General features: G+C 40.1%; 19 protein-coding genes, 1 tRNA gene, 1 pseudogene and 2 riboswitches. Of the genes and pseudogenes, 4 read left to right on the top strand and 17 right to left on the bottom strand.

Annotated elements, in window-relative coordinates; translation table 11 throughout:
• Nucleotides 1–73: 73 nt before the first annotated feature.
• The 13 genes and pseudogenes from thiH to A6E06_RS01660 form a co-directional block, all read right to left on the bottom strand.
• Complete coding sequence (gene thiH / locus A6E06_RS01595; protein ID WP_065594518.1) at nt 74–1186, bottom strand: 2-iminoacetate synthase ThiH; 1113 nt, start codon at nt 1184–1186, stop codon at nt 74–76.
• 22 nt (nt 1187–1208) lie between these two features.
• Nucleotides 1209–1979, bottom strand: coding sequence for a thiazole synthase (locus tag A6E06_RS01600; protein ID WP_065594519.1), 771 nt, complete (start codon nt 1977–1979; stop codon nt 1209–1211).
• 1 nt (nt 1980) lies between these two features.
• Nucleotides 1981–2193, bottom strand: a complete 213-nt coding sequence (gene thiS, locus A6E06_RS01605; RefSeq protein WP_083190263.1) for a sulfur carrier protein ThiS — start codon at nt 2191–2193, stop codon at nt 1981–1983.
• Entirely contained in the window at nt 2186–3034 is an 849-nt protein-coding gene (locus A6E06_RS01610) for a HesA/MoeB/ThiF family protein (protein WP_065594521.1), read from the bottom strand. The genes thiS and A6E06_RS01610 overlap by 8 nt, the downstream gene beginning before the upstream one ends.
• Nucleotides 3027–3698, bottom strand: a pseudogene (gene thiE / locus A6E06_RS01615) (thiamine phosphate synthase); the annotation flags it as partial. The gene A6E06_RS01610 and the pseudogene thiE, both read right to left, overlap by 8 nt.
• 74 nt (nt 3699–3772) lie before the next feature.
• Entirely contained in the window at nt 3773–5719 is a 1947-nt protein-coding gene (thiC, locus tag A6E06_RS01620) for a phosphomethylpyrimidine synthase ThiC (RefSeq protein ID WP_065594523.1), read from the bottom strand.
• Nucleotides 5720–5905: 186 nt separating this feature from the next.
• A riboswitch (TPP riboswitch) is annotated at nt 5906–6019 on the bottom strand.
• A 188-nt stretch (nt 6020–6207) separates the two neighbouring features.
• Nucleotides 6208–7587: a voltage-gated chloride channel family protein gene (locus A6E06_RS01625; RefSeq protein ID WP_065594524.1), complete on the bottom strand. Its 1380-nt coding sequence runs from the start codon at nt 7585–7587 to the stop codon at nt 6208–6210.
• Between the two features lie 127 nt (nt 7588–7714).
• A riboswitch (Fluoride riboswitch) is annotated at nt 7715–7781 on the bottom strand.
• Between the two features lie 107 nt (nt 7782–7888).
• Nucleotides 7889–8083: a hypothetical protein gene (locus A6E06_RS01630; RefSeq protein ID WP_065594525.1), complete on the bottom strand. Its 195-nt coding sequence runs from the start codon at nt 8081–8083 to the stop codon at nt 7889–7891.
• 100 nt (nt 8084–8183) lie between these two features.
• Nucleotides 8184–10940 (bottom strand): pitrilysin family protein, encoded by a 2757-nt coding sequence (locus A6E06_RS01635; RefSeq protein ID WP_065594526.1) that lies wholly within the window; start codon nt 10938–10940, stop codon nt 8184–8186.
• A gap of 486 nt (nt 10941–11426) precedes the next feature.
• A tRNA-Trp gene (locus tag A6E06_RS01645) sits at nt 11427–11503 on the bottom strand.
• A 118-nt stretch (nt 11504–11621) separates the two neighbouring features.
• Nucleotides 11622–12146 carry a menaquinone-dependent protoporphyrinogen IX dehydrogenase gene (gene hemG / locus A6E06_RS01650; RefSeq protein WP_065594528.1) on the bottom strand — a complete coding sequence of 175 codons (525 nt, stop codon included), beginning with the start codon at nt 12144–12146 and terminating at the stop codon, nt 11622–11624.
• Nucleotides 12147–12178: 32 nt separating this feature from the next.
• Nucleotides 12179–13636 (bottom strand): TrkH family potassium uptake protein, encoded by a 1458-nt coding sequence (locus A6E06_RS01655; RefSeq protein WP_065594529.1) that lies wholly within the window; start codon nt 13634–13636, stop codon nt 12179–12181.
• A gap of 53 nt (nt 13637–13689) precedes the next feature.
• Nucleotides 13690–14304 carry a YigZ family protein gene (locus tag A6E06_RS01660; protein ID WP_065594530.1) on the bottom strand — a complete coding sequence of 205 codons (615 nt, stop codon included), beginning with the start codon at nt 14302–14304 and terminating at the stop codon, nt 13690–13692.
• A gap of 242 nt (nt 14305–14546) precedes the next feature.
• Here A6E06_RS01660 and fadB point away from each other — a divergent pair, with 242 nt between their 5' ends.
• From fadB to A6E06_RS01675, 3 genes are all read left to right on the top strand, one after another.
• The gene (gene fadB / locus A6E06_RS01665) at nt 14547–16721 is read left to right on the top strand and encodes a fatty acid oxidation complex subunit alpha FadB (protein ID WP_065594531.1); all 2175 of its coding nucleotides are present in this window, start codon (nt 14547–14549) and stop codon (nt 16719–16721) included.
• A gap of 13 nt (nt 16722–16734) precedes the next feature.
• Nucleotides 16735–17898 carry an acetyl-CoA C-acyltransferase FadA gene (fadA, locus tag A6E06_RS01670; RefSeq protein WP_065594532.1) on the top strand — a complete coding sequence of 388 codons (1164 nt, stop codon included), beginning with the start codon at nt 16735–16737 and terminating at the stop codon, nt 17896–17898.
• 776 nt (nt 17899–18674) lie between these two features.
• Nucleotides 18675–19655 carry an MDR family oxidoreductase gene (locus tag A6E06_RS01675; protein ID WP_065594533.1) on the top strand — a complete coding sequence of 327 codons (981 nt, stop codon included), beginning with the start codon at nt 18675–18677 and terminating at the stop codon, nt 19653–19655.
• Nucleotides 19656–19772: 117 nt separating this feature from the next.
• Here the strand turns inward: A6E06_RS01675 and A6E06_RS01680 are convergent, their stop codons facing one another.
• Together A6E06_RS01680 and A6E06_RS01685 are read right to left on the bottom strand one after the other, a co-directional pair.
• Entirely contained in the window at nt 19773–20714 is a 942-nt protein-coding gene (locus tag A6E06_RS01680) for a LysR family transcriptional regulator (protein ID WP_065594534.1), read from the bottom strand.
• Between the two features lie 164 nt (nt 20715–20878).
• Nucleotides 20879–21067, bottom strand: a complete 189-nt coding sequence (locus tag A6E06_RS01685; RefSeq protein ID WP_065594535.1) for a hypothetical protein — start codon at nt 21065–21067, stop codon at nt 20879–20881.
• Nucleotides 21068–21238: 171 nt separating this feature from the next.
• On the opposite strand from A6E06_RS01685, the gene tusA reads away from it, so the two are divergent.
• A complete protein-coding gene (gene tusA / locus A6E06_RS01690) occupies nt 21239–21490 on the top strand; it encodes a sulfurtransferase TusA (protein ID WP_065594536.1) in 252 nt (83 codons plus the stop codon).
• Between the two features lie 54 nt (nt 21491–21544).
• Here the strand turns inward: tusA and A6E06_RS01695 are convergent, their stop codons facing one another.
• Together A6E06_RS01695 and A6E06_RS01700 are read right to left on the bottom strand one after the other, a co-directional pair.
• Nucleotides 21545–21805: a hypothetical protein gene (locus A6E06_RS01695; protein WP_065594537.1), complete on the bottom strand. Its 261-nt coding sequence runs from the start codon at nt 21803–21805 to the stop codon at nt 21545–21547.
• A gap of 151 nt (nt 21806–21956) precedes the next feature.
• Complete coding sequence (locus A6E06_RS01700; RefSeq protein ID WP_065594538.1) at nt 21957–23594, bottom strand: alpha-amylase; 1638 nt, start codon at nt 23592–23594, stop codon at nt 21957–21959.
• Between the last annotated feature and the right edge of the window lie 62 nt (nt 23595–23656).

Here is a 23656-nt window from a genome sequence, read left to right on the forward strand (position 1 = left end):
AATTAACGTGGCATTTTTGTATTCATTTTTTAAATAGGTTTCACGTGAAACACTCAATTGTCATGAGAGCTAACTATCCCGAATAACTTCGCTCCCAATCTTTCCATACCGGTTCAAAACCCCTCGCCTTAACCGCTTGTGCAACCGCAGACGCTGAACGCTCATCACTAATAGCAAATTGCTCTAATGCCTCTTCGTTATTTGCATAACCTCCAGGTTGAGTTTTTGATGCTGCAGAAACAGAAGTAATTCCAAGCGATAATACATTATCTCTAAAGTATTCAGACTCACGAGTAGACAGTGACAATTCAACTTCCGAATTTAATAAACGGTATGCACAGATTAACTGCACAAGCTGTTTATCACTCATGATTGATTTGGGTTGCAACGCACCTTCACATGGACGCAAACGTGGGAACGAAATCGAGTACCTTGTTTGCCAGTACGTACGCTCCAAGTAATCTAAATGCGCAGCCACATAAAAACAATCGGTGCGCCACTCTTCTAAACCAATCAAGGCACCAATACCTATTTTATCAATCCCTGCTTTGGCTAATCTGTCCGGCGTTTCTAAGCGGTAGTTAAAGTCCGTTTTGTTACCTCGCAAATGATGTTCCGCATACGTCGATGGATGGTAAGTTTCTTGGTACACCATCACGGCATCTAAACCCAATGTTTTTAGTTCTGCGTATTCGTGTTGATCTAATGGTTGAACTTCCATGGCCAAATAATTAAATGACCGCTTAATTTGAGGAACCGTATCACGGAAATAATTCATCCCAACTTTGGTTTCATGCTCTCCAGTCACCAAAAGTACACTGTCAAAATTCATCGCTTTAATCGCATCAATCTCGTTAGCAATTTCATCTTGATTCAAGGTCTTTCGTTTAATTCGATTCTCCATCGAGAACCCACAATAAGTACACGCGTTTGCACATAGGTTCGAAAGATAAAGAGGAATATAAAACCCCATGGTATGGCCAAATCGCTGGCGAGTCAGGCGCGCGGATTCTTGAGCCATTTGCTCTAAATACCCTTCTGCGGCTGGTGAGATTAACGCTTTAAAATCGTCTAAATTACGCTTTGGTTTGTTCAACGCTCTTTCTACGTCTTGCGCTGTTTTACTGTAGATGGAGAGTTTGACCTCATCCCAATTCAGTTTTTTCCATTCATCAGTAAACATCATCGTCTTTCCTTAGCCTCGGGAGTTAATCCAAAAATGCCGTTAATGGGCTCGATGCCACCGCTTGAGAACTCACAGACGCCAATCCATTTTCATACGCTAATCGTCCAGACTGAACCGCCAACTTAAATGCCGTAGCCATCGCCACTGGATTTCTTGCTGCAGCAATCGCGGTGTTCACCAATACCGCATCAGCACCCAACTCCATCGCAAAGGCCGCATGCGATGGTGCGCCAATTCCAGCATCAACCACAACGGGCACTTTTGCTTGATCGATAATAATCTCTAAAAAATCACGACTCACAATGCCTTTGTTTGACCCAATAGGCGCACCCAACGGCATCACTGCCGCACAACCTACTTCTTCAAGTCGTTTGCATAACACCGGATCAGCGTGGCAATAAGGCAAGACAATAAATCCTTGGCGAACTAATTCTTCCGCCGCTTTTAATGTCTCAATCGGATCGGGCATTAGGTATTTTGGATCTGGGTGGATTTCCAATTTCAACCAATTAGTTTGCAATGCCTCTCTGGCTAACTGAGCCGCAAAAATCGCTTCTCGGGCATTTTTAGCTCCAGATGTATTAGGCAGTAAATTTATGCCCGCTGTAATAATTGGCTTTAAAATGTCATCCTCAGGATTGCTCACGTCCACTCGTTTCAATGCCATCGTTGCGAGCTCAGAACCCGACTCAATTAATGCCTGCTGCATTATTAACGAATTGGGAAATTTTCCTGTTCCAGTAAACAAACGAGAAGAAAATGATGTATTTGCGATAATCAATGGTTGTGTCATATCAGCCTCCTGCAATGGCTTGGAATAAGGAAATCGATTCACCGTCAGATAAACCACGTTGTTGCCATTCACTTCGAGGAACGATTTGTTGGTCAATAGCTAACGCACACCCTTGAGTTTCTATTTGTTGATGAGATAGAAACATGAATAACGTCATTTTCTTTTCAACCCGATGCACAACCCCATTTAATTCCACACTAATTAAATTATTCACTGACCGATTCTCTCTCTTTATTACATGTTTCACGTGAAACATCGTTAAAATCACTTGGTGACTGACAGACAGGACAACAATGGTCTTTGGGAATACCCATCGTCGACCAAGATAATGACTTACCATTAAATTGATGCAGTGAACTCCATGCCATCCACTCAGGTTGCGTTAAATACTTAATTGTCTCTAAGGCTTGTAGATTACCGATCATGCCAACCACTGGCCCAATAATTCCGAAAGATTGACAGTTTTTCGTTTGTTGGCTTTCAATAAAAGGGAACAGACAGTGATAACAAGACGACGATGTGTTGCCTAACTCATCACTCTTATTTGAAAACAACATCAATTGTCCTTGCCAACCAATCGCTGCGCCAGAAATTAAAGGCACCTGATGTTGAACACAGGCGGCATTAATATTGTGACGTGTTGTTAAGTTATCAGTGCAGTCTAGAACAACATCTACCTGTGTAATGAATCGTGAAAGCGCAGGTTCTGTTAGGTGCTTCGTTATCACCTCAATCGTAATCGTCTTGTTTATTGATTGCAGTTCTTGAGCCATCGCTAACGCTTTGTTCTGTTTTATACTCTGCTCACGATAAACCACTTGCCTCTGTAAGTTACTAAGATCAACGTCATCGCCATCGGCAATAATCAACGTCCCGACACCTGCGGCAGCCAAATACATTCCAACAGATGATCCCAATCCTCCGCAGCCAACCATTAGCACGGTGCTATTTCGAAGAGACACTTGTCCTCGCTCACCAATATCAGGCAGCATGATTTGTCGGCTATAGCGAAGGAAATCTTGATCGTTTAATCCTTCCATCAACAAATTACTCATCCATCACCTCAAGTGCATTTTGCGTTTTAAGAAGGTAATCGGATGTTCTTGGTTGGGCTAAAATCGCAGAAAACTGATTGACGGCTTTTTCAATATTATCGGCTTGAGTGATAGCTCGAACGACCGCAATGCTATCAACGCCTGTTTGCCACACTTGCTCAGCCACCGTTAAATCAATACCACCGATAGCAACGGTTGGTATATCACCCGCTAATTTTCTGTTGTTCGCTAAGTTAACTAAACCTTGAGGTTCTGATGGCATGTCTTTGGTCGGCGTAGGGAAAATATGACCAAGAGCTAAGTAACTTGGGTTCAGTGCTTTAACGGTCATTAACTCACTGTCATCGTGAGTAGATAGTCCTAAACAAATACCGGCATCAGAGATGGCAAGTAAATCGGCCACTTCAATGTCTTCTTGTCCAAGATGAATACCAAACGCGCCATGCTTTATTGCTAGTTGCCAATAGTCATTAATAAAGACTTGGGCATCATACTCACGGCCGAGTCTAATCGCTTTGATGATCTGGTTTTCTAAATCAGGGTGTTCTGGGTTTTTAATTCGTAATTGAATGGTTTGAACATTAAGTTTAAGTAAGGTTTCTATCCATGCCACATCATCTACCACAGGGTAAAGGCCAAACTTTTCTCTATCTATTGCTGGGAAAAAATACATCGTTTGAACTCCATATCAGTGTTTCACGTGAAACACTGATAGTAATTTTATGGGTAAAAAGAGAATTAACTTTCCAGTGTTTCCGCACCAAACGCTGGATGATAAAGCTCAGAACCGGACGCCTTAAACTCTGCTGATTTTTGACGCATCCCTTCAAGTGGATCGTCAATCATCTTAATGTTTATCGCTTGGTCTAATGCAACTTGATCAATATCTTTGGCATACTCACGAACCTCTTGTGAAATTTTCATTGAGCAGAATTTAGGTCCGCACATTGAACAAAAGTGAGCTACCTTGCCCGACTCTTGAGGCAGCGTTTCATCATGAAATTCACGAGCCGTAATCGGATCAAGAGACAGATTAAACTGGTCTTCCCAACGAAATTCAAAACGGGCTTTTGATAAGGCGTTATCTCGAATTTGAGCACCCGGGTGACCTTTGGCTAAATCACCTGCATGAGCGGCTAATTTATAGGTGATCAAACCAATCTTAACGTCTTCTTTATTCGGTAGGCCTAAGTGCTCTTTTGGTGTGACATAACAAAGCATTGCACAGCCGTACCATCCAATCATGGCCGCACCAATTCCCGACGTTATATGATCATAGCCAGGAGCAATATCAGTCGTTAACGGGCCTAATGTATAGAACGGTGCTTCATGACAGTGCTTGAGTTGCTCGTCCATGTTCTCTTTGATCATGTGCATTGGCACATGACCCGGCCCCTCAATAATCACTTGAACATCGTATCCCCAAGCAACCTTAGTTAACTCACCGAGCGTTCTCAATTCAGCAAACTGTGCTTCATCATTGGCATCCGCAATTGAACCCGGACGTAAGCCATCCCCTAAAGAAAGAGAAACATCGTACTTCGCACAAATCTCACAAATCTCACGAAAATGCGTATATAAGAAACTTTCTTGATGATGCGCTAAACACCATTTTGCAATGATAGAACCGCCGCGAGAGACAATTCCGGTGACTCTTTTCGCCGTCATTGGTACATAACGAAGTAATAAACCAGCATGAATCGTAAAGTAATCTACACCCTGCTCCGCTTGCTCAATTAAGGTATCTCGCATCACTTCCCAGTTTAGGTTCTCAGCCACGCCATTTACTTTTTCAAGTGCTTGGTACATAGGAACAGTGCCAATGGGTACTGGGCTATTGCGTAAAATCCATTCACGAGTTTCATGGATATTTCGACCAGTAGATAAGTCCATTACGGTATCGCCGCCCCAACGCGTAGACCAAACCAACTTCTCGACTTCTTCTTCAATCGACGAACTGACCGATGAATTACCAATGTTGGCATTAACTTTAATTAAAAAATTACGACCAATGATCATTGGTTCTGCTTCTGGATGATTGATATTGGCAGGAATAATCGCTCGCCCTTCAGCGACTTCGTTACGTACAAATTCAGGGGTAATTTCTTTTGGAAGGTTGGCACCAAAACTGTGGCCAGGATGCTGATGATTTAGTTGTTCATCTGCAAATTTTTGACGTCCCATGTTTTCACGGATCGCGATGTATTCCATTTCTGGGGTAATAATACCTTGGCGAGCATAATAAAGTTGGGTAACACATTGTCCTTTTTTCGCTCGACGAATGGTTGGTAGATTGCCATAACGAAGCTCATCTAATGTGTCATCAGCCAATCGTTCTTGGGAGTAAACCGAACTAACCCCACCTAGCATTTCTGTATCAGCTCGTTCCTCTACCCAACGCTCACGCAATTTTGGCAAGCCTTGATAAACATCAATGTCGTAATTTGGATCGGTATAGACCCCAGACGTGTCATACACCTGGATAGGTTCATTTGGTTCAAGAATTGGATTTTCTTTACTGCCACCGACTAAGCTATCAGCCAGAGAAATTTCACGCATAGGCACGCGAATATCAGAGCGTGAACCTTGAATATAGACTTTGCTTGAGTTGGGGTATGGTTGAACCGATAACGATTCGATATTAGTTTTAGCATCTAAACGTGCTTGTTTACGACTTGACGACATAGCAAAATTCCTTGGTAAAAATAGAATAATTGCTTGTCGGATTTGAGTTGTAGCAAGAGGTTCTCAGTATGAAATAAAATGTATCTGTAAGCTTTTATCACTCACGCCGATGTTACTTTCAATAATAATAAAATTATAATGATTCTATTACCTATCAAATAATTCAGCTATTTTTCATAACTAAGATGTAGATTATCTCTTGTTCCCTTCGCAGGTATTAGCCTGATCAGGTTCTACGGATCCCGCAATGCGGTCTCAGCTCGTACTTTAAAAAAGTACTAAGCACTCCGACAAGTTTCTTTCAGAATTTCTTGGTGAAAAACTGAACGTTATCGGAGTATAAAGAAAGTAAATTGAAATTGAAACGAAGAAAGGCATTGTTTCACGCTGGTTGGTGGAGTTTGCGAGTTAAAGCATGTCCAACTCTAACTCACAGACAACGGTAAATTAGATTCCAATCTACCGTAATAGCAATGTTCCACGTGAAACTACTTATCACCTTTCATCAATTTTTTAGCCATGTGCTTTAACGTCGATGAATTATATTCTCGATATGACCCAATTTTATTAGAGCCATCATGATCACGACCATGCTCTAATGTTTTAGATACCGCTACACGTTGAGATGAATAAATCCCAGTATGACCACTGAAGTAATAAGCGGTATAACACGCTAACGCAAAGTAAGGTAAGTAATCCGCGCCAAACAACTCAACCCCCATGATTGTACACGCTAGCGGAGTGTTAGTTGCTGCTGCAAATACGGCTAAAAATCCTAAAGCTGCAAACAGATCAACTGGCGCTCCCATCACCCAAGCTAAGAAGTTACCGAAGGTTGCACCAACAAAAAACAGTGGTGTCACTTCTCCCCCTTTATAACCCGCAGCTAACGTTATCGCGGTAAGCAATAACTTCAAAATCCAGCTATACCATTCTGCTCCGCCAGCACTAAATGCTGAGGTAATACTCACACCGCCATCCCGACTTGGGTATACCCCTATACCAATATAATCGTAGTTACCAATAAGTTGAGTGATACCAATCACCATTAAACCGCCAACAACCACGATGAGATATGGATTTTTTAACGTGGCATTAAATAGGTCTTTAAAACCATGGGTTAATTCGCCAAACAAATAACCCACAAAACCAAACGCAATCGCAGCAACAATTACCTTAGCCATCAATACCAGATCAATATCAACCACATGACCAAACAAGGTACTGACTTGATCAAAACTAATTAAGTAATGAGTATGATGAGCACCCCATGCAGAGGCGACGACATTCGCTAAAATTGCCGCTAACAAAGCAGGAATGATTGCATTGAATTTAATTCGACCAATAAATAACACTTCAAGCGCAAAGATAGCGCCAGTAAATGGGGTACCAAAGATAGAAGCAAAACCCGCAGCAACACCAGCAGTCAGCATCATTCGTCGGTCATCTTCAGATAACTTAAATACTCTTGATAACCAATCCGTTGTTGCACCACCAATCTGAACAGCGGTCCCTTCTCGACCAGCAGAACCACCAAATAGATGAGTAATAACGGTTGTGATCAGAACTAAAGGCCCCATTCGAACTGGAACCCCCTCACCAGCCTGATTTATCTCATCCATAATCAAATTATTACCACCGGCTGAGTTCTTACCCCAGTTACGGTAGCTATAAACAATCACTAACCCTGCAAGAGGCAAAAGGTAAATTAACCAAGGGTTATTGATTCGAGTCTGAGTTGCCTCGCTGAGCAACCATAAAAAGAAGGCATTAAATGAACCAACGAGCAAAGCAACCGGAAGTATAAGTAAAGACCAACGGAATACTTGGAAAATATTTTGAAAATTTCGATTAAGAGGATGTGCCATGAATTTCTATCTTTTAATATATGGTTAATCAAAAGGATAGACTATCTTAGAAGAGAAGAGAAATAACAAACAGCTCTACTATAGACGGATCTATCCAAAAACTATCAGAGTTATCTGATAAGGATACGCTACAGTAGGAATCATTATCTCTAAATTAGAGCGGTTAAAGGTGGAAATCCATCACCTGATGAACGGTACGCATACCAATCAACAGAAGAAATGCTACTCCTATCATTAATAAATGGCAAATAAAAAGGCGCTTAATTATTTAAGCGCCTTTTTAGTAACTCTTGTAAATAACTTACCAAGTAAGTACAGGAGTGTAACCACTCACCGCATTAACCATTTTAGTATTTACACTTTCGAATCCTTTCCAAAGTTTTTTAGTTACGTTTGATTTTTTCTTTCTTGATTGCTGTTTGCCATACATTTCTTCGTTCAGCATATTTTTTGCAGCAACTTGACCAAGATAGACAGAACCTAAATCGTAATTCATTGTTATAAAACCTTAGCGATTAATTAAGCAACGAATTGTACTGCTTACCTTCCAAAAAACAAGATCTAGATCACACTTTATTTACATAAAAAAATGAAATTTATCGCTTTGTTGGTGTTGCTAAGTATGTAGACTTACGAACATCGTCTCCAAATGTACTCTGGATTAACGCCGTCATCTCCTGCGAATGTATAGAATCAGCTGTCTTTTGAATATTCAATAACGCATCAATTCCATAGCCATGTATTGTGTACCTCGTAAATAGCCAGGCTTGTTGTGATGAGTTATTTTTCATCGGAGACAAATCAACCACTAACTGTTTTGCAGCAGAACGGGTTTCCTCTTCGGACACTCCATTTAATAAATCAGCAATCACTTTATCTATCGCTGATTCAATAAGCTCCGCATTTTTTGGGGCAACTTGAGCACCAACAATCCAATTACTTCGTAACTCACCATCAAAATTTATGATTTCTGCATAAGGTGCATAATCTAAGCTCAGCTCTTCACGCACATAAGACATCAAACGTTTAGATACAATGCGTTGCATCATATCGTTCATAAACAAGGTTTTTGCAGATAGCTTCTCATCAGCCTTATTCGCAATAAAATGAGCGATATAGTGACTGTTGTTTTCGGTATTAACTGCCATTGTAAAGCTAGGCTCAAATGATTCTTTGTAGCCTGCGGCATAGTTAACTGGTTCAGAATTAGCGAATTGAATACTAGCCACATATTGGCGAAGTAATGGTTTTAACTCTGTTGGTTTAAGATCAGCAACAATCACTAACTGATAATTTCTATTCTGTTGGAATAATAATTGATGTATTTGTTTTATTTGATCATCAGTTACGTCAGCCACTCCAGTGCCTTCCAGTAATCGATGGCTACTCGTTACTACATACGTATTGTGGTTAATCGCTTGAGTAAATTTACCTAATGGCGTTTCTAGGTATGCACTGCGGTTTTGATTAAACTCCTGTTTTACTGCTTTAAGCTGGTCAGCATCGACTTTTATCTCAGACATCAACGTTGATAAGATAGCAAAACTTTCTGCAACCCCTTCTCTATTGGTGAAGACTTCAATGCCATGATGAGTAAAGTTAATATATGGATAAAGCTCAATATCATTACGTCTTAGATGGGCATCTAATTGAGACCCAGTAAGGTCGCCTAATCCACTGCGACTAACAACAGGAATCGCAATGTTTGCAGCCGGGATTAAGTTTGAAGTCAATGCTGCCATTCCCCCTTTGCTTGCTAACGAGATACTGATGTCATCCCCTGAGTTCACATCTCTTAAATACAGTACATTAATGCCATTATCTAACGTCCAGCTTGTTAAGTTTCTTTCGCTCGATATTAATTCTTCTGAAAGAATACTTCCAGAAATAGCAGGAACAGGGAAAGCAGAGGTAACATTATTAAGTAAAGGCTTATTACCCTGCTTGTTATACAGAGATCTTAATTCAGGAATTCTTAGTTTAGTCGCATCAATACTTTCACTCGCATCTAAACCAATACCAAATTGGTAAGTGCTTGATAGCAAATCATCCATATGTTGATTAACAACCGTAAGATCTACCATAGAGATAAAAGCTTCCAAGCTTTCTTTATAATCTAAAATAGACTGACTTGGTTGCTGGTTAACGATATTCATTGATTTGTTTTCAGCATGATCAACCGCGTTTAAATCATCTTGGTTTTTACCAATATTATCTAATTCATATTGATAATATTTTACGATGTCTTCTAGCTCATTGGCCGTTGCACCATAGTCACGTAAAGAAGCCAACACCTCTAAAAATTGCGTTTCACTTTGCTCTCTGTAACGTGCGGGGAATGATACTGAAGAAATTGAATAGCGACGGTCTGAAACAAAATATTCTGTCGAATAAATCCACTGAGCTGGCATTGCTGCATCTAAAAATGCAGCATTCATTCTTTGTTCAATTAATTTTTGAGTAATGTAATCTAACCAAAGCTGATGTTGTTTTTCTCTGCTTTGAACATTCGCGTTTCCACGATCAATAATCATATTGATGCTTGGTGCTTCGCCACCCGCAATATAACCAATAAAATCAGATGTATTTAATACCTCCTTTTCCATTGTTGTTACCGTAGTGGTGCCTTTTTCCCAAGAAGTGAAGTGTTTTTTAACGAGTTTAGTCGCTTGCGCTAAAGTAACGTCTCCCGAGATAATGATTTCAACTAATTGTGGTTGATACCATTTCTTATAAAACTCGCTTAATGTTTCTGAAGACGCTGACACAACCGATTCTTTATCACCAAGAGGATCATAAGCATCATATGAATTGTTAGTCATGTGCTCATAAAATTGTGTCGATATGTTTTTCTCTTCAAGCCGAGAATATCGAAATTCACCAAGGATAACGTCTTTCTCTTTTTCTACTTCTTTAGAAGAAAGTTCAATACCATCTCCAATATCTCGCATCCAAGTAAGTGCGTTGTTTAATTCACTATTATTTGGAAGATCTAACTTATAAACGGTTTCCTCATAAGAAGTATACGCATTAATATCAGCACCGAAACTGAGTCCCGCATTTTCAAATAAAGAAATTACGTCATTTTGAGAAAAATGTTCACTTCCATTAAACGCCATGTGTTCTACGAAGTGCGCATATCCCTTTTGGTCTTGTGTCTCTTGAAATGAGCCAGCGTGAATAATCAGTCTTACTGAGACCTCTTTTTCTGTGTCTGGATAAATATGGTAACGAAGTCCATTATCAAGTTGTTCACTGACCCAATTAGGATCTGCTTTTATTGGGGTCTCGGGGTGAGTTGCGCAGCCTATAACGAATAAAGAAAAAGCTATTGGTAACCAATAAGTTTTCATAATGCATCCTGGTAATTATATTTATATTTTATAAGATCGTAATCTAAATATAAATCACACATAAATGCAACAGATAGATCTAAACGATTATTATTACGGACGTTTATTTTGTAATTTGCGAGATAAGTACTCCCAACACGCGTGTTCTTATAGTGGGGGGGATCCGTGGCTCTTTTCTCAAATCGCAGATAGCAAAAAGGCTCATACCTTTCGATATGAGCCTTCTCTAAATATGGCAGGGGTGGAGAGATTCGAACTCCCAACACGCGTGTTCTTATGGTGGGGGGATCCGTGGCTCTTTTCTCAAATCGCAGATAGCAAAAAGGCTCATACCTTTCGATATGAGCCTTCTCTAAATATGGCAGGGGTGGAGAGATTCGAACTCCCAACACGCGTGTTCTTATGGTGGGGGGGATCCGCGGCTCTTTTCTTAAATCGCAGATAGCAAAAAGGCCCATACCTTTCGATATGAGCCTTCTCTAAATATGGCAGGGGTGGAGAGATTCGAACTCCCAACACGCGGATTTGGAATCCGCTGCTCTGCCAGTTGGAGCTACACCCCTGTTGTGCGTGCTATTGTAATGACTTCCACAATAAAATCTACACTTTGAACGCTAAAAATATGAATTTAAAACAAAAATCCTACTTCTATCGCACTATTATTCCGAAAACGAATAGAATTTAATCGTGTTTTATCTTATCAACAAATTGATCGACTCGTTTCCAGTTCGTATATTCAACTTCTTTAGTTGGATCCGTCTCCCCCCCCGTCATTCTCATGATGAGTTGAATCATAAAACGATCAAAGAAATTATAACGAGGGTAAAATAACGCACCAGCAAACGTATCTTGCAAAGCAGGCACCCAAGAAGACTTCAATAAAAACTTCTTAAAATACGCACTGGTTTCTGGGGTATCTTTACCCTCTTTACGAGCAGTCAGATTCACAATAAAAAATGCAGACTTCGCTTGCTCCAAAGCCACTTGATGTTGAGAGATAAATTGATACAACTTCTTATTCAAGTGACCGTAACGGATAGAAGCACCAATCACAACACGATCATAATCTGAAAACGAAACCGTTAACGGCTGATGTAAATCCACTAATTCACATTGGACATCACTCCCTAACTTAGTCGCAATATAATCCAATATCTTAATGGTTTGACCTTCACGACTTGAGTGAAGAAGTAATACTCTTTCCACAGTAAACCCTTTTATCTTTCTAATACTAAAAACTAACTACGCCAAAACGTCGGCGTAAACAAAATAAGTAAGGTAAAAACTTCCAAACGACCAAATAGCATTGAGATAATTAAAATCCATTTTGCTGAATCATTTACCTCTCCAAAATGCACCGCAACCTCCCCCAACCCCGGACCTAAGTTATTTAGTGTTGCAGCAACCGCTGAAAACGCGGTTAATTCATCAATGCCAGTCGCAATTAATGCCAGCATACAAACAACGAACACCAATGCATAAGCAGAGAAAAACCCCCACACTGCATCAACCACTCGTTGAGGTAAGGCTTTTGTCCCAATCTTAATCGTAAAAATAGCTCTTGGGTGAATAAGGCGCTTTAGTTCACGCATCCCCTGCAGAGAAAGTAACAATATACGGATAACCTTCATCCCGCCACCGGTTGACCCAGCACAACCACCAATGAACGAAGAAAACAGCAATAAAACAGGTAAAAACAATGGCCACTCAGAAAAACTGGTTGTCGTAAAACCTGCCGTCGTTGAAATTGATACCGTCTGGAACAAAGCTTGATCTGCCGCAGCACCAATTGAGTCATAAGTACTGTGCTTTAGTAACAATAAGAAAGTAACTAAAAACAATAATACTTGGATAAAAATAAACGCTCTAAACTCAGGGTCTTTCCAATAATATTTAGGATGAACACCGCCGGAGGCGAATGCAGCAAAGTGCAATGAGAAATTACAGGCAGAAATAAGTAAAAAGACCACCGTGATAGCGTTAATTATAGGACTATTAAAATGCCCCATACTCGCATCATAAGTAGAGAAACCACCAATAGCTATCGTTGAAAAGCTGTGAGAGATGGCATCAAACCAATCCATTCCTGCTGCCCAAAATGCCAAAGCACACGCAATGGTTAAAGTAAGATATATATACCAAAGTACTTTTGCGGTTTCTGCAATTCGTGGCGTCATTTTGGAATCTTTAACCGGCCCAGGGATCTCAGCTCGATACAGCTGCATACCACCAATACCCAACACTGGTAAAATTGCCACCGCTAAAACGATGATCCCCATACCACCAAACCATTGAAGAAGCTGGCGATAAAATAGAATCGCTTTTGGCAAATGGTCTAATCCCGTAAGAACCGTAGCACCTGTTGTCGTTAACCCAGAAAATGATTCAAAAAAGGCATTGGTTATCGAAATATCAGGTGTTCCTGATAGCAAAAATGGAAGCGCACCAGCACTACCGATTACCATCCAAAACAAAACCACGATGAGAAAGCCATCTCGAGATTTTAACTCTTGTTTATGTTCACGGTTAGGGAACCAAAGTGCACCACCTCCTGCTAATAATAAAAAAAAGGTAATAACAAAAGGCACACCCGCACCATCACGATAAATAAACGCGACAAGAGCTGGGGCTAACATGAAAAAACTAAAAACCGCGAGTAATGTACCCACGATTCGAATAATTGAACGAAACTGCATGATTTATTTAACGCTTTGCGTCACTCGCATTCTAATGGTTTATATGAATTGAATTACTCTGTTGGAAATTCAATTTTGGCACCGCTTTTATTAATCACCGCGGTTTGAAATTCAGTAATGACACGTTTCTCTAGTTCTAATGTCATTACAACCTTATCACTATAATCCGCTGCCACCTGTTGTCCTTCATATTGGTGCAGTAATGTTTCGACCAAACTCACTAAGTTATAGTCACAATGCAAAATAATATGAGTTGTAATGCGTTTTTCTTCTGTTTCTATCAATTTAAGAGCTTGCTGAACTCCACCACCATACGCTTTAACAAGACCACCCGTTCCTAGCTTTATCCCACCAGAGTAGCGAGTCACCACTGCGGTGATTTCCCCAATACCACTGCCACTGAGTTGAGCAAGTATTGGTTTGCCTGCAGTACCTGATGGTTCACCATCATCGCTAAAACCCCATTTCATAGAATCTTCAGGCCTTCCTGCAACAAATCCCCAACAGTTATGCCTTGCATCAGAATGCTTTGTTTTTATTTCAGCGACAAACGCTTTGGCTTCATCAATTGATGCCGTTCTAGCGAGGTAGGTAATAAAGACACTCTTTTTGATCTCTTCTTCAAATACCGCCATCGCTTTTGGTACTTGATATGGTTGATCACTCATAGACTACACTGTTAGTAAAAATGGAACTTTAAAGTGTATCACTTCTAATGACATTTACGCTTTCTAAGCTGAATTTATTCGCCAAACGAAGAAAGCAAATTTGTGATCAAACAATATAAACGTAAACAAAATGTTAAATTTAATTTGATATCTGTTTACTTTAGCATCACTATTAACTGGTCAAACCAGATTATCATAATAACGAATACTCGGATCTGGTTCTTATTTCATGGAGATAGAAAATGATTTATCAAGGTGAAAACCTCTCTGTAGACTACATCGAATCAGGCATTGCTCACCTAGTGTTTAATGCGACAGGCAATGTGAATAAGCTCAACCTTGCCACCGTACATTCTCTTGGCGAAGCTATTGATGCGCTTTATAAACAAGAGGATTTACAAGCCCTCCTGGTTTCATCAGGAAAAAGTGCTTTTATTGTGGGGGCGGATATTACTGAGTTTCTAGGGTTGTTTGATATTCCACCAGAAGAACTAAGCGATTGGCTTCATCAAGCCAACGTTATCTTTAATAAACTAGAAGACCTCCCCGTACCAACACTAACGGCGATTACCGGCTTTGCTCTAGGCGGTGGTTGTGAATGTGTCCTTGCTACCGATTTCCGCTTAGCAGATGAAACCGCATCCATCGGTTTACCAGAAACACAGCTTGGCATTATGCCTGGTTGGGGTGGCTCTGTTCGTTTACCTCGCTTAATCGGTGCCGATCCTGCAATGGAAGTGATCACAACTGGGAAACCTAAACGAGCAAAAGATGCGCTTGCATTAGGCATGGTTGATGGGGTTGTTTCACGTGAAACCTTGATAGACGCGTCTATTTCTATGCTTAAGCAAGCAATTGCAGGTGAATTGAATTGGCAACAGCGTCGTGAACAAAAGAAATCGCCATTACAGCTATCCCCATTAGAAGCCGCAATGTCATTTAATGTCGCTAAAGGCATGATAATGAAAATGGCAGGTAAACATTACCCTGCGCCAATCACTGCGGTTAAATCAATCGAGCAAACCGCCGGAATGAACCGCGATGAAGCACTGGCGATTGAGAACAAAAACTTTGTTGCTCTAACTCGCACCGAAGTAGCAAAATCATTGGTTGGTATTTTCTTAAACGATCAATTCGTTAAGAGTAAAGCAAAACAAGCAATTAAAAATAGTGAACCCGTAACAAGTGCTGCGGTTTTAGGTGCCGGGATCATGGGCGGTGGTATCGCTTATCAATCGGCATCAAAGGGCGTACCTGTTTTAATGAAAGACATTGCTCAACCGTCGTTAGATTTAGGTATGAATGAAGCCTCTAAACTACTGAATAAGCAGTTAGAGCGTGGGCGTTTATCTGGTTTGAAAATGGCTCAGGTACTCTCTTCTATTACTCCCTCTTTAAACTACGGTGGTATAGATAGCAAAGACGTTATTGTTGAAGCGGTTGTTGAAAATCCAACAATTAAAGCGGCAGTATTAGCGGAAGTTGAAAATGAAGTTAACGAAAATGCGATCTTAGCGTCGAATACTTCAACTATTCCAATTTCACTATTAGCAAAATCACTAAAACGTCCTGAAAATTTCTGTGGTATGCATTTCTTCAACCCTGTGCATCGTATGCCGCTTGTCGAAGTTATCCGTGGTGAAAAAACGTCACAACAAACCATTGATCGTGTCGTTGCTTACGCCTCTCAAATGGGTAAAACCCCTATTGTTGTTAATGACTGTCCAGGCTTCTTTGTAAATCGTGTTCTTTTCCCTTATTTTGCGGGCTTTAGTTTATTACTTCGTGACGGCGGAGATTACCAACAAATAGATAGAGTAATGGAAAAAGAATTTGGCTGGCCAATGGGACCTGCTTACTTACTTGATGTGGTTGGTATTGATACGGCTCATCATGCTCAAGCAGTGATGGCACAAGGGTTCCCTGAACGCATGGCTAAAAACGGTCGTGATGTAATTGATGCGATGTTTGATGAAAATCGCTATGGCCAGAAAAATGGCACTGGATTCTATGCTTATGCCGTAGATAGAAAAGGTAAACCAAAGAAAAATGTGGATGAAAACACTCACTCAATCATCGCAACAGTAACAGACACAACTCAACCTTATACCTCAGAGCAAATCAGTGCTCGAATGATGATCCCAATGATAAATGAGGTTATTCGTTGTTTGGATGAAGGCATTATTGCCTCACCAGCAGAGGCTGACATGGCACTTGTTTACGGCCTAGGCTTCCCTCCATTTAAAGGAGGTGTGTTCCGTTATCTTGATTCTATTGGGTTACCAACCTATTTAGAAATGACAAAAGAGTTTGAGCAATTAGGTGCTGTTTACCAAGTACCAGAAAGCATTAAACAAAAAGCAGCGGCTGGCGAATGTTATTACCCAGCGCCTAAAGCATCATCTGCATCGGTTTAAGGAAGAATTTATCATGAAAAATGTCGTTATTGTTGATTGTATTCGTACGCCGATGGGACGTTCTAAAAATGGCGTATTTCGTCATACTCGTGCGGAAGATTTATCTGCACATTTAATGAAGGGCTTACTCGAACGAAACCCAAAAGTCGATCCAACTCAAATTGAGGATATTTATTGGGGCTGTGTTCAACAAACGTTGGAGCAAGGCTTCAATATTGCACGTAATGCCTCTTTACTCGCGGGATTACCAAAATCTATCGCAGCAACCACAGTTAACCGTTTATGTGGCTCATCTATGCAAGCACTGCATGATGCCTCTCGCGCCATCATGGTGGGTGATGCAGACATTTGTATTATTGGCGGTGTTGAGCACATGGGACATGTTCCAATGAATCATGGTGTCGACTTTCACTCAGGATTATCAAAGAGTGTAGCCAAAGCCTCTGGCATGATGGGATTAACCGCTGAAATGCTAGGAAAAATGCACGGCATTACTCGTGAACAACAAGATGCTTTTGCGCTTGCTTCACACCAAAAAGCACATAGAGCAACGATTGAAGGTCACTTCGACTCTGAAATTTTACCGATTGAAGGTCACGATGAAAATGGTGCACTCACCTTGGTAAAACACGATGAAGTCATTCGCCCTGAAACCACACTAGAAGGGTTAGCCGCGCTTCGTCCTGCGTTCGATCCTGCGAATGGCACCGTAACTGCGGGCACCTCATCTGCATTATCAGATGGCGCATCAGCAATGCTAATAATGAGTGAAGAAAAAGCCAACGAATTAGGCTTAACCATTCGGGCTAAAGTTCGATCAATGGCAGTATCTGGATGCGATCCTTCCATCATGGGTTACGGGCCAGTTCCTGCCACCCATAAAGCACTAAAGCGAGCAGGTTTATCGATTGATGAGATTGATTTGTTTGAATTGAATGAAGCGTTTGCTGCTCAATCTTTACCTTGTATTAAAGATTTAGGTTTACTTGATGTCATGGAGGAGAAGGTTAACTTGAATGGTGGAGCAATTGCCTTAGGTCACCCACTTGGCTGTTCAGGATCTCGTATTTCCACCACATTAATCAATAACATGGAGCGTACAGGCGCTAAACTTGGTGTAGCTACAATGTGTATAGGTTTAGGCCAGGGTATCGCTACGGTATTTGAACGACCTTAAAAAACATACAATCTGAATAAGTCATTATTCAAACGCTAGAAACTAAAAAAGTCGCCTTCTTGGGCGACTTTTTTCGAGTTGATACCTAATTTGGTATCGCTTTTATCATCTTATTTTTTTGAGATTATTTTTGTATCACGCGCTTGGTGGAACCAAAAACGCTTTCTGCCTGTTGATTTAGACATGAGATATCCTTCTTAACTTTAGTATAAACATGCATCAATACGATGCGCTTGTTTAGCCTGAGAAGAGATATTTATCTTATGTAATTTATACATAGAGAAGTTGTACGTTCTTTACCTTTTCCATCTACTTAATTTAAAATTAAGCAGGTAGCCTAATAACGATATTAGGTATAAAGCCAACGCATTTCACAACTTCGATAGCACACGGTCATATTACATTATAAATAGATCCAGTTAGGCTTATTCGTTGCTAACGATCTGCTGAAATGTTCAATTATTAATGATTGGAAAAGTGAAATGAAACACGGAGATAATAGCTTTTTCGAAGATATTTTTCTGAGGGTTTGACTTGTACTTATTGCTTGTATTAATAACTCTGTACATCAGAGCAAGTGAGCAAAATAACACGATCCAAAAAAAAGTAAAGATCTTATTTACTCTTTTCGATTTTATTTCATACAATGAACTATGCACAAAATGCATAGTTTCCATGTTTAAGTATCATTTTTTTTCTGAAAACTACAAGCCTATACTTAACTCATCAATCAAATACGCAGTTTGATTCTCTATTTAATATTATTGGAGTTTATTATGTTTAAAGCACTCGTTTTAAATCAAGAAGAAAGAAACACTATTGCTGCAATTACTGAGATCGATGAATCTCAACTTCCTGAAGGCAATGTGAAAATTGATGTAAGTTATTCTTCTTTAAACTACAAAGATGGCTTAGCGATTACTGGTAAAGGGCGCATTGTTCGTAACTTCCCTATGGTACCTGGTATTGATTTAGCCGGTGTTGTATCTCAATCAGATGATCCTCGTTATAAAGCCGGTGATGAAGTTGTTCTTACTGGTTGGGGTGTTGGTGAAGGTCATTGGGGCGGCATGGCTGAAAAAGCGAGCCTAAATGGTGACTGGTTAGTGCCTATGCCAAAAGGCTTAGATGCTAAAAAAGTAATGTCGATTGGTACTGCTGGCTTCACCGCTATGTTATGTGTTCAAGCGATTGTTGATGCAGGGATCAAACCAGAAGATGGCGAGATCCTAGTCACTGGCGCAAGCGGTGGTGTAGGTAGCGTATCTATCACTCTTCTTAATCAACTTGGTTATAAAGTTGCAGCGGTAACAGGCCGAGCTTCTTCAAATGGTGAACTGCTTAAATCACTAGGTGCATCACGCATTGTTGAGCGTAGTGAACTAGAAGAACCAGCAAAACCATTAGAAAAACAACTATGGGCAGGCGCAATTGATACCGTTGGTAGCAAGGTACTGGCTAAAGTCTTAGCGCAAATTGATTACAACGGCGCAGTAGCAATATGTGGTCTTGCGGGTGGCTTTGATTTACCAACAACGGTAATGCCATTCATTCTACGTAATGTTCGCCTACAAGGTGTAGATTCAGTGATGTGTCCTCGTGAAAAACGCATCAAAGCATGGGAACAATTGGCTGAACTTCTACCTGAGTCGTTCTACGCTCAAGCAACAAAAGAAGTAGCATTAGACGATGCGATTCAAGCAGCGGAAGATATTACTAATGGCCAAATTACGGGTCGTGTGGTAATTAAAATTTAGTATTACCCACTAAAATAATTTAATACTAAGCCCTACCTAGCTTAGTATTAATGTGAAAACATCAGTAAACCAAGGCAGCCTAATCGCTGCCTTTTTTCTTATCTAAACAACAATAAATTAAACAAACCCAATGTCTTCGATACGCTTTTCAATTAACTTACCGCACTCTTCTTTTACTACGCGTCGAAGCCAGGTTTGAGCTGGTGAAGAATCACAACGAGAATGCCAAATTAAAGAATAATCAAACGGGGTAAATTCAAACGGTAAAGGTTTAATCACTAAGTCATAACGATCAGCCATTAAATAAGCAAGATCGGCAGGGACGGTGATCACCAAAGGCATTTTATCAACGATCGCTAATGCCGCTTCTAAATGATACGCCCTCAAGACCTGTCTTCTTTCTCTTTGACCTAACAATGCACTATCTAATAACGCTTTTACACCATCACTAATTGCAATCATTGCGTGAGGCAACGATAAGTAATCATCTAAGGTTAAGCGAGATCCTGAAAGCGGATGATTTTTTGAAAGTAAGCACAGCACTCCAACTTGACCTAACACGTCCTGTTTTAATGGAGACACAGATCCTATCGGACGGCAGATCGCCATATCCACCTTTTCAGTACTGAGTTGTTTAAACAAATTCTCATGATTTAGAGAAGTAAATTCCAATGAAATATTCGGTGCTTGCTCATAAATCTTAGGGAGCGCATAAGGTAAAATGGTTTGCATTGCATAGTCAGTGGTCGCAATCAAAAAATGCTGATCGCAATGCATCGGTGTAAAGTCACTTGGAGTTAGCAGTTGGCGAAGCGACTCTAACGGTTGATTAATTTGAGCATTAATTTCCAATGCTTTTTGTGTGGGAACTAAATGCTGTCCCTGACGAGTAAATAATGGGTCACCAAGTAAATCACGCAGTCGACCCAACACACGACTCATTGCCGATTGGCTCAAATTCAATCGGATCGCCGCTTGGCTTACACTGTTTTCTTCTAACAATACTTTTAATGCGATAAGTAAATTTAAATCACGGCGATAAACTTCTTCTAATTCCATTATCTAAACCTATGTTTGAAATAACCTGACCGGTTTTTATTAGTGTAACGGTTTTTTTAATAAAAAAAATCCCGCAATTTATTCACTTCTTAATTTGGGGTTAAGAATGATAAAGAGACGGGAAAGCTGGAAAGTGTGTAATATCTTATTTTATGAATTCTAGGTTAATAATCTTGTTCTTCTGCTTCCGTTTCTGACCATGTTTTTAATTCGATCGTAAGTGCGAGCATCACAGAAGCAAGGCTAATTAAAGGAAAGAGGTTAATATTTTCTGGCGTACTTAGAACTAACGAACAAATCGTAACAAAACAAAGAATACAATAAATAGTTAGGCGATCTATTTGAGTAAGCATAATGTTGATCCTTCTGTTTTTTGAACATCTAAAACAACAAGTTAAGAACTTATGTTAATCTGTTGTTAACAATAAAGTTACTCCCTTTTAAGTTCTTTGCCAACGTGTATTGATTATTTTTTTTACCACAGTATGATCCTTGTCGTCTTTCAACGTAACAGAGATGTAACCATGACCATCAATTTTGATACAGCCACACAAACACTAGAAGCGGAAGGATTACGCTGCCCAGAGCCTGTCATGATGGTTAGAAAAACAATCCGACAGATGCAAGATGGCGATACCTTGTTAATTAAAGCCGATGACCCGTCAACAACTCGTGATATCCCAAGCTTTTGCCGCTTTATGGACCATGAGCTTATAGCTGAAGATACAAATTCTCTTCCTTATCGGTTCTTAATCCGCAAAGGGCTTTCAAAATAAATAAAGGCGACCAATGTGGTCGCCTTTATATTAATGTTCATTATAAATGAGTCACTATTGAGTTTGTGTACTGATATCTCGCACTTGCTTTTGGATAGCTTCAATTTCATGCTGCAAATTACGCATTTCTTTTTTCATCGGTAAGATATAGTGAACTCGAACCCAAGCATCGACAGACAAGGCTGTGGTTACTATGGCTCCAACCACCATCGCTACCCACATATCAGTTAATACCATTCCGAGTAAATTAAGCGCTAATGCTACCGTAAATAAGTAGCATTGACTTTGGGGTGATATAGCTAAAAAACGAGTCATGATACGCTCCTTCCTTTAAGAAACATCGACCAATACAACTAAATTCTAACTATAGATTATCACCTCTACATCAAAACCTATGTGTCTAGTATCACACTCTTATTCTGATAATATTAAACTTTGATTACACTAAAGGTTCAGCTTTAACGTCTTACTCCCCCGTATAAACGATCATCACTTTATCTGATTCATTCTTACGTATGAAGGCATAATAAGGCTCTTTTTTTACCACTTGATACTCACCTTGTGAGATGGACGAATGATTGGTTCTGAAGGCTAATAATTTCTTCCAATGAGATTGCAAAGATAAACGGCTTCCTGTTATCTCACTCCAATTCATAAAACTATACGCATCACCCGATTTTGCACTTTCATCACCATACCAAACAACGATACCACCCTTAGATAGTAACAAGGCCGACGCGGCATCTTTATATTGAGCGTCATTACTCGCAGAAAAATCCCTTAACCCTCTTTCTTCAAACCAGTTAATAGCACTCATCGTTGGAACCTCTTTCGCTATAGAAGAAGAATGAGCCAACTGACTAAAACACACTTCCTCCCCCTGTTGAGGAGCTATCATTTCCACTGAAAATTGAGGACTATCTAGCGCCATAACAAAAAAAGAAGATGCTTCTAAGACTTTATATTGATTATGTTTTTTCCATAATTCAAACGCACTCGTTCCTCCACTCTTAATTTTACTTGCTAGTTGAGAGCTTGAATCAGATAGCACGACACCATCAACGCCAAATTTAGCGACCCATGTACTCACCCATTGAGTTAATAAGTCTTCTTTAGTTTTGCTAACTTGAGCGACACTCGTCATCGGTTTATTTATGAAAAACTCTGGTGTGGATATATACCCTTCACTGTTTGAACCAAACCAATCAGATGACCACCATTGTGGGATCTGACCATTTTCATCTTTAAAGGCATCAAGATAATTCGTTAAATTCTGACCCTCTTTGGGCTGCCAGTCATTCCAATAACTTGGTAAAACACTCTTATCTTGAGGTTGAATGTTCAATTGCTGTAAATCAGAAAGGCTTGGTTGAGAAGGTTTAGTATCAATACTCCACACGACTCGCATACCCAGTTGGTGTGCTGAATCAATAAAAGTTTGCATTTCCTGCTTGCTACCCATGTTGGTATCAAGTTGAGTCCAATCTAACGTTGCCCCGCCTGCATATGGGTATTCTGGCGTATTACCATCTTTACTCGGAAGCCAGCCATGAATTTGTTCCAATGGTGTTGAAAGCCAAAGAACATCGACGCCCAATTCAGCTAAATAATCTAACTTTAGGGTTAGCCCTGCAATATCACCCCCTTTAAAACCTTGTTCTGAACTTTGGCGGCCATAACTGTGATCATTCCAACTATTACCATTATAAAAACGATCAGTGACGATATGATAAAACGTAGCGCTCTGCCAATCGAAATCAACCTTCTCTACTTTTGATTCCGACACGGATCTTGATTCTAATAAGAGTAAACCACCACTATGGCGACTTGGGGTTAAGGTTATTTGCCCATTTTTTACCTGAGCAATATTGCCGGTGTAAGCATCAGTAACCACTTCGCCTTCAGGCCATAGTTCAGAAACCGTCACAGTTACTGGCTGTATTCCTAATGAAGGACATACTGTCTCTTTATAAATATCTTGGCTCGATGAAGTCGTCTCAATGGTTGTTGGGGTATGGGCATTATCCGTAGATGGTAATGAATTACTTTGACATCCAACCATAAGAGAAAGGGAGATGAATGTTGCACAAACAGATAGTTTCATCGAAATAAGCAGCCTAAATAAAAGAGAAGGTGCTAATTGTAGTCACCGTTATCAATATAATT

Source organism: Aliivibrio sp. 1S175, assembly GCF_001690985.1.
In the GTDB taxonomy this organism is placed as follows: Bacteria; Pseudomonadota; Gammaproteobacteria; order Enterobacterales; family Vibrionaceae; genus Aliivibrio.

Excerpts from the sequence above, each read along its gene's own strand:
- thiH (WP_065594518.1), bottom strand. The coding sequence starts at position 1,186 with ATGATGTTTACTGATGAATGGAAAAAACTGAATTGGGATGAGGTCAAA.
- A6E06_RS01600 (WP_065594519.1), bottom strand. The coding sequence starts at position 1,979 with ATGACACAACCATTGATTATCGCAAATACATCATTTTCTTCTCGTTTG.
- A6E06_RS01610 (WP_065594521.1), bottom strand. The coding sequence starts at position 3,034 with ATGAGTAATTTGTTGATGGAAGGATTAAACGATCAAGATTTCCTTCGC.
- thiC (WP_065594523.1), bottom strand. The coding sequence starts at position 5,719 with ATGTCGTCAAGTCGTAAACAAGCACGTTTAGATGCTAAAACTAATATC.
- A6E06_RS01625 (WP_065594524.1), bottom strand. The coding sequence starts at position 7,587 with ATGGCACATCCTCTTAATCGAAATTTTCAAAATATTTTCCAAGTATTC.
- A6E06_RS01630 (WP_065594525.1), bottom strand. The coding sequence starts at position 8,083 with ATGAATTACGATTTAGGTTCTGTCTATCTTGGTCAAGTTGCTGCAAAA.
- A6E06_RS01635 (WP_065594526.1), bottom strand. The coding sequence starts at position 10,940 with ATGAAAACTTATTGGTTACCAATAGCTTTTTCTTTATTCGTTATAGGC.
- A6E06_RS01655 (WP_065594529.1), bottom strand. The coding sequence starts at position 13,636 with ATGCAGTTTCGTTCAATTATTCGAATCGTGGGTACATTACTCGCGGTT.
- A6E06_RS01660 (WP_065594530.1), bottom strand. The coding sequence starts at position 14,304 with ATGAGTGATCAACCATATCAAGTACCAAAAGCGATGGCGGTATTTGAA.
- fadB (WP_065594531.1), top strand. The coding sequence starts at position 14,547 with ATGATTTATCAAGGTGAAAACCTCTCTGTAGACTACATCGAATCAGGC.
- fadA (WP_065594532.1), top strand. The coding sequence starts at position 16,735 with ATGAAAAATGTCGTTATTGTTGATTGTATTCGTACGCCGATGGGACGT.
- A6E06_RS01675 (WP_065594533.1), top strand. The coding sequence starts at position 18,675 with ATGTTTAAAGCACTCGTTTTAAATCAAGAAGAAAGAAACACTATTGCT.
- A6E06_RS01680 (WP_065594534.1), bottom strand. The coding sequence starts at position 20,714 with ATGGAATTAGAAGAAGTTTATCGCCGTGATTTAAATTTACTTATCGCA.
- A6E06_RS01685 (WP_065594535.1), bottom strand. The coding sequence starts at position 21,067 with ATGCTTACTCAAATAGATCGCCTAACTATTTATTGTATTCTTTGTTTT.
- tusA (WP_065594536.1), top strand. The coding sequence starts at position 21,239 with ATGACCATCAATTTTGATACAGCCACACAAACACTAGAAGCGGAAGGA.
- A6E06_RS01695 (WP_065594537.1), bottom strand. The coding sequence starts at position 21,805 with ATGACTCGTTTTTTAGCTATATCACCCCAAAGTCAATGCTACTTATTT.
- A6E06_RS01700 (WP_065594538.1), bottom strand. The coding sequence starts at position 23,594 with ATGAAACTATCTGTTTGTGCAACATTCATCTCCCTTTCTCTTATGGTT.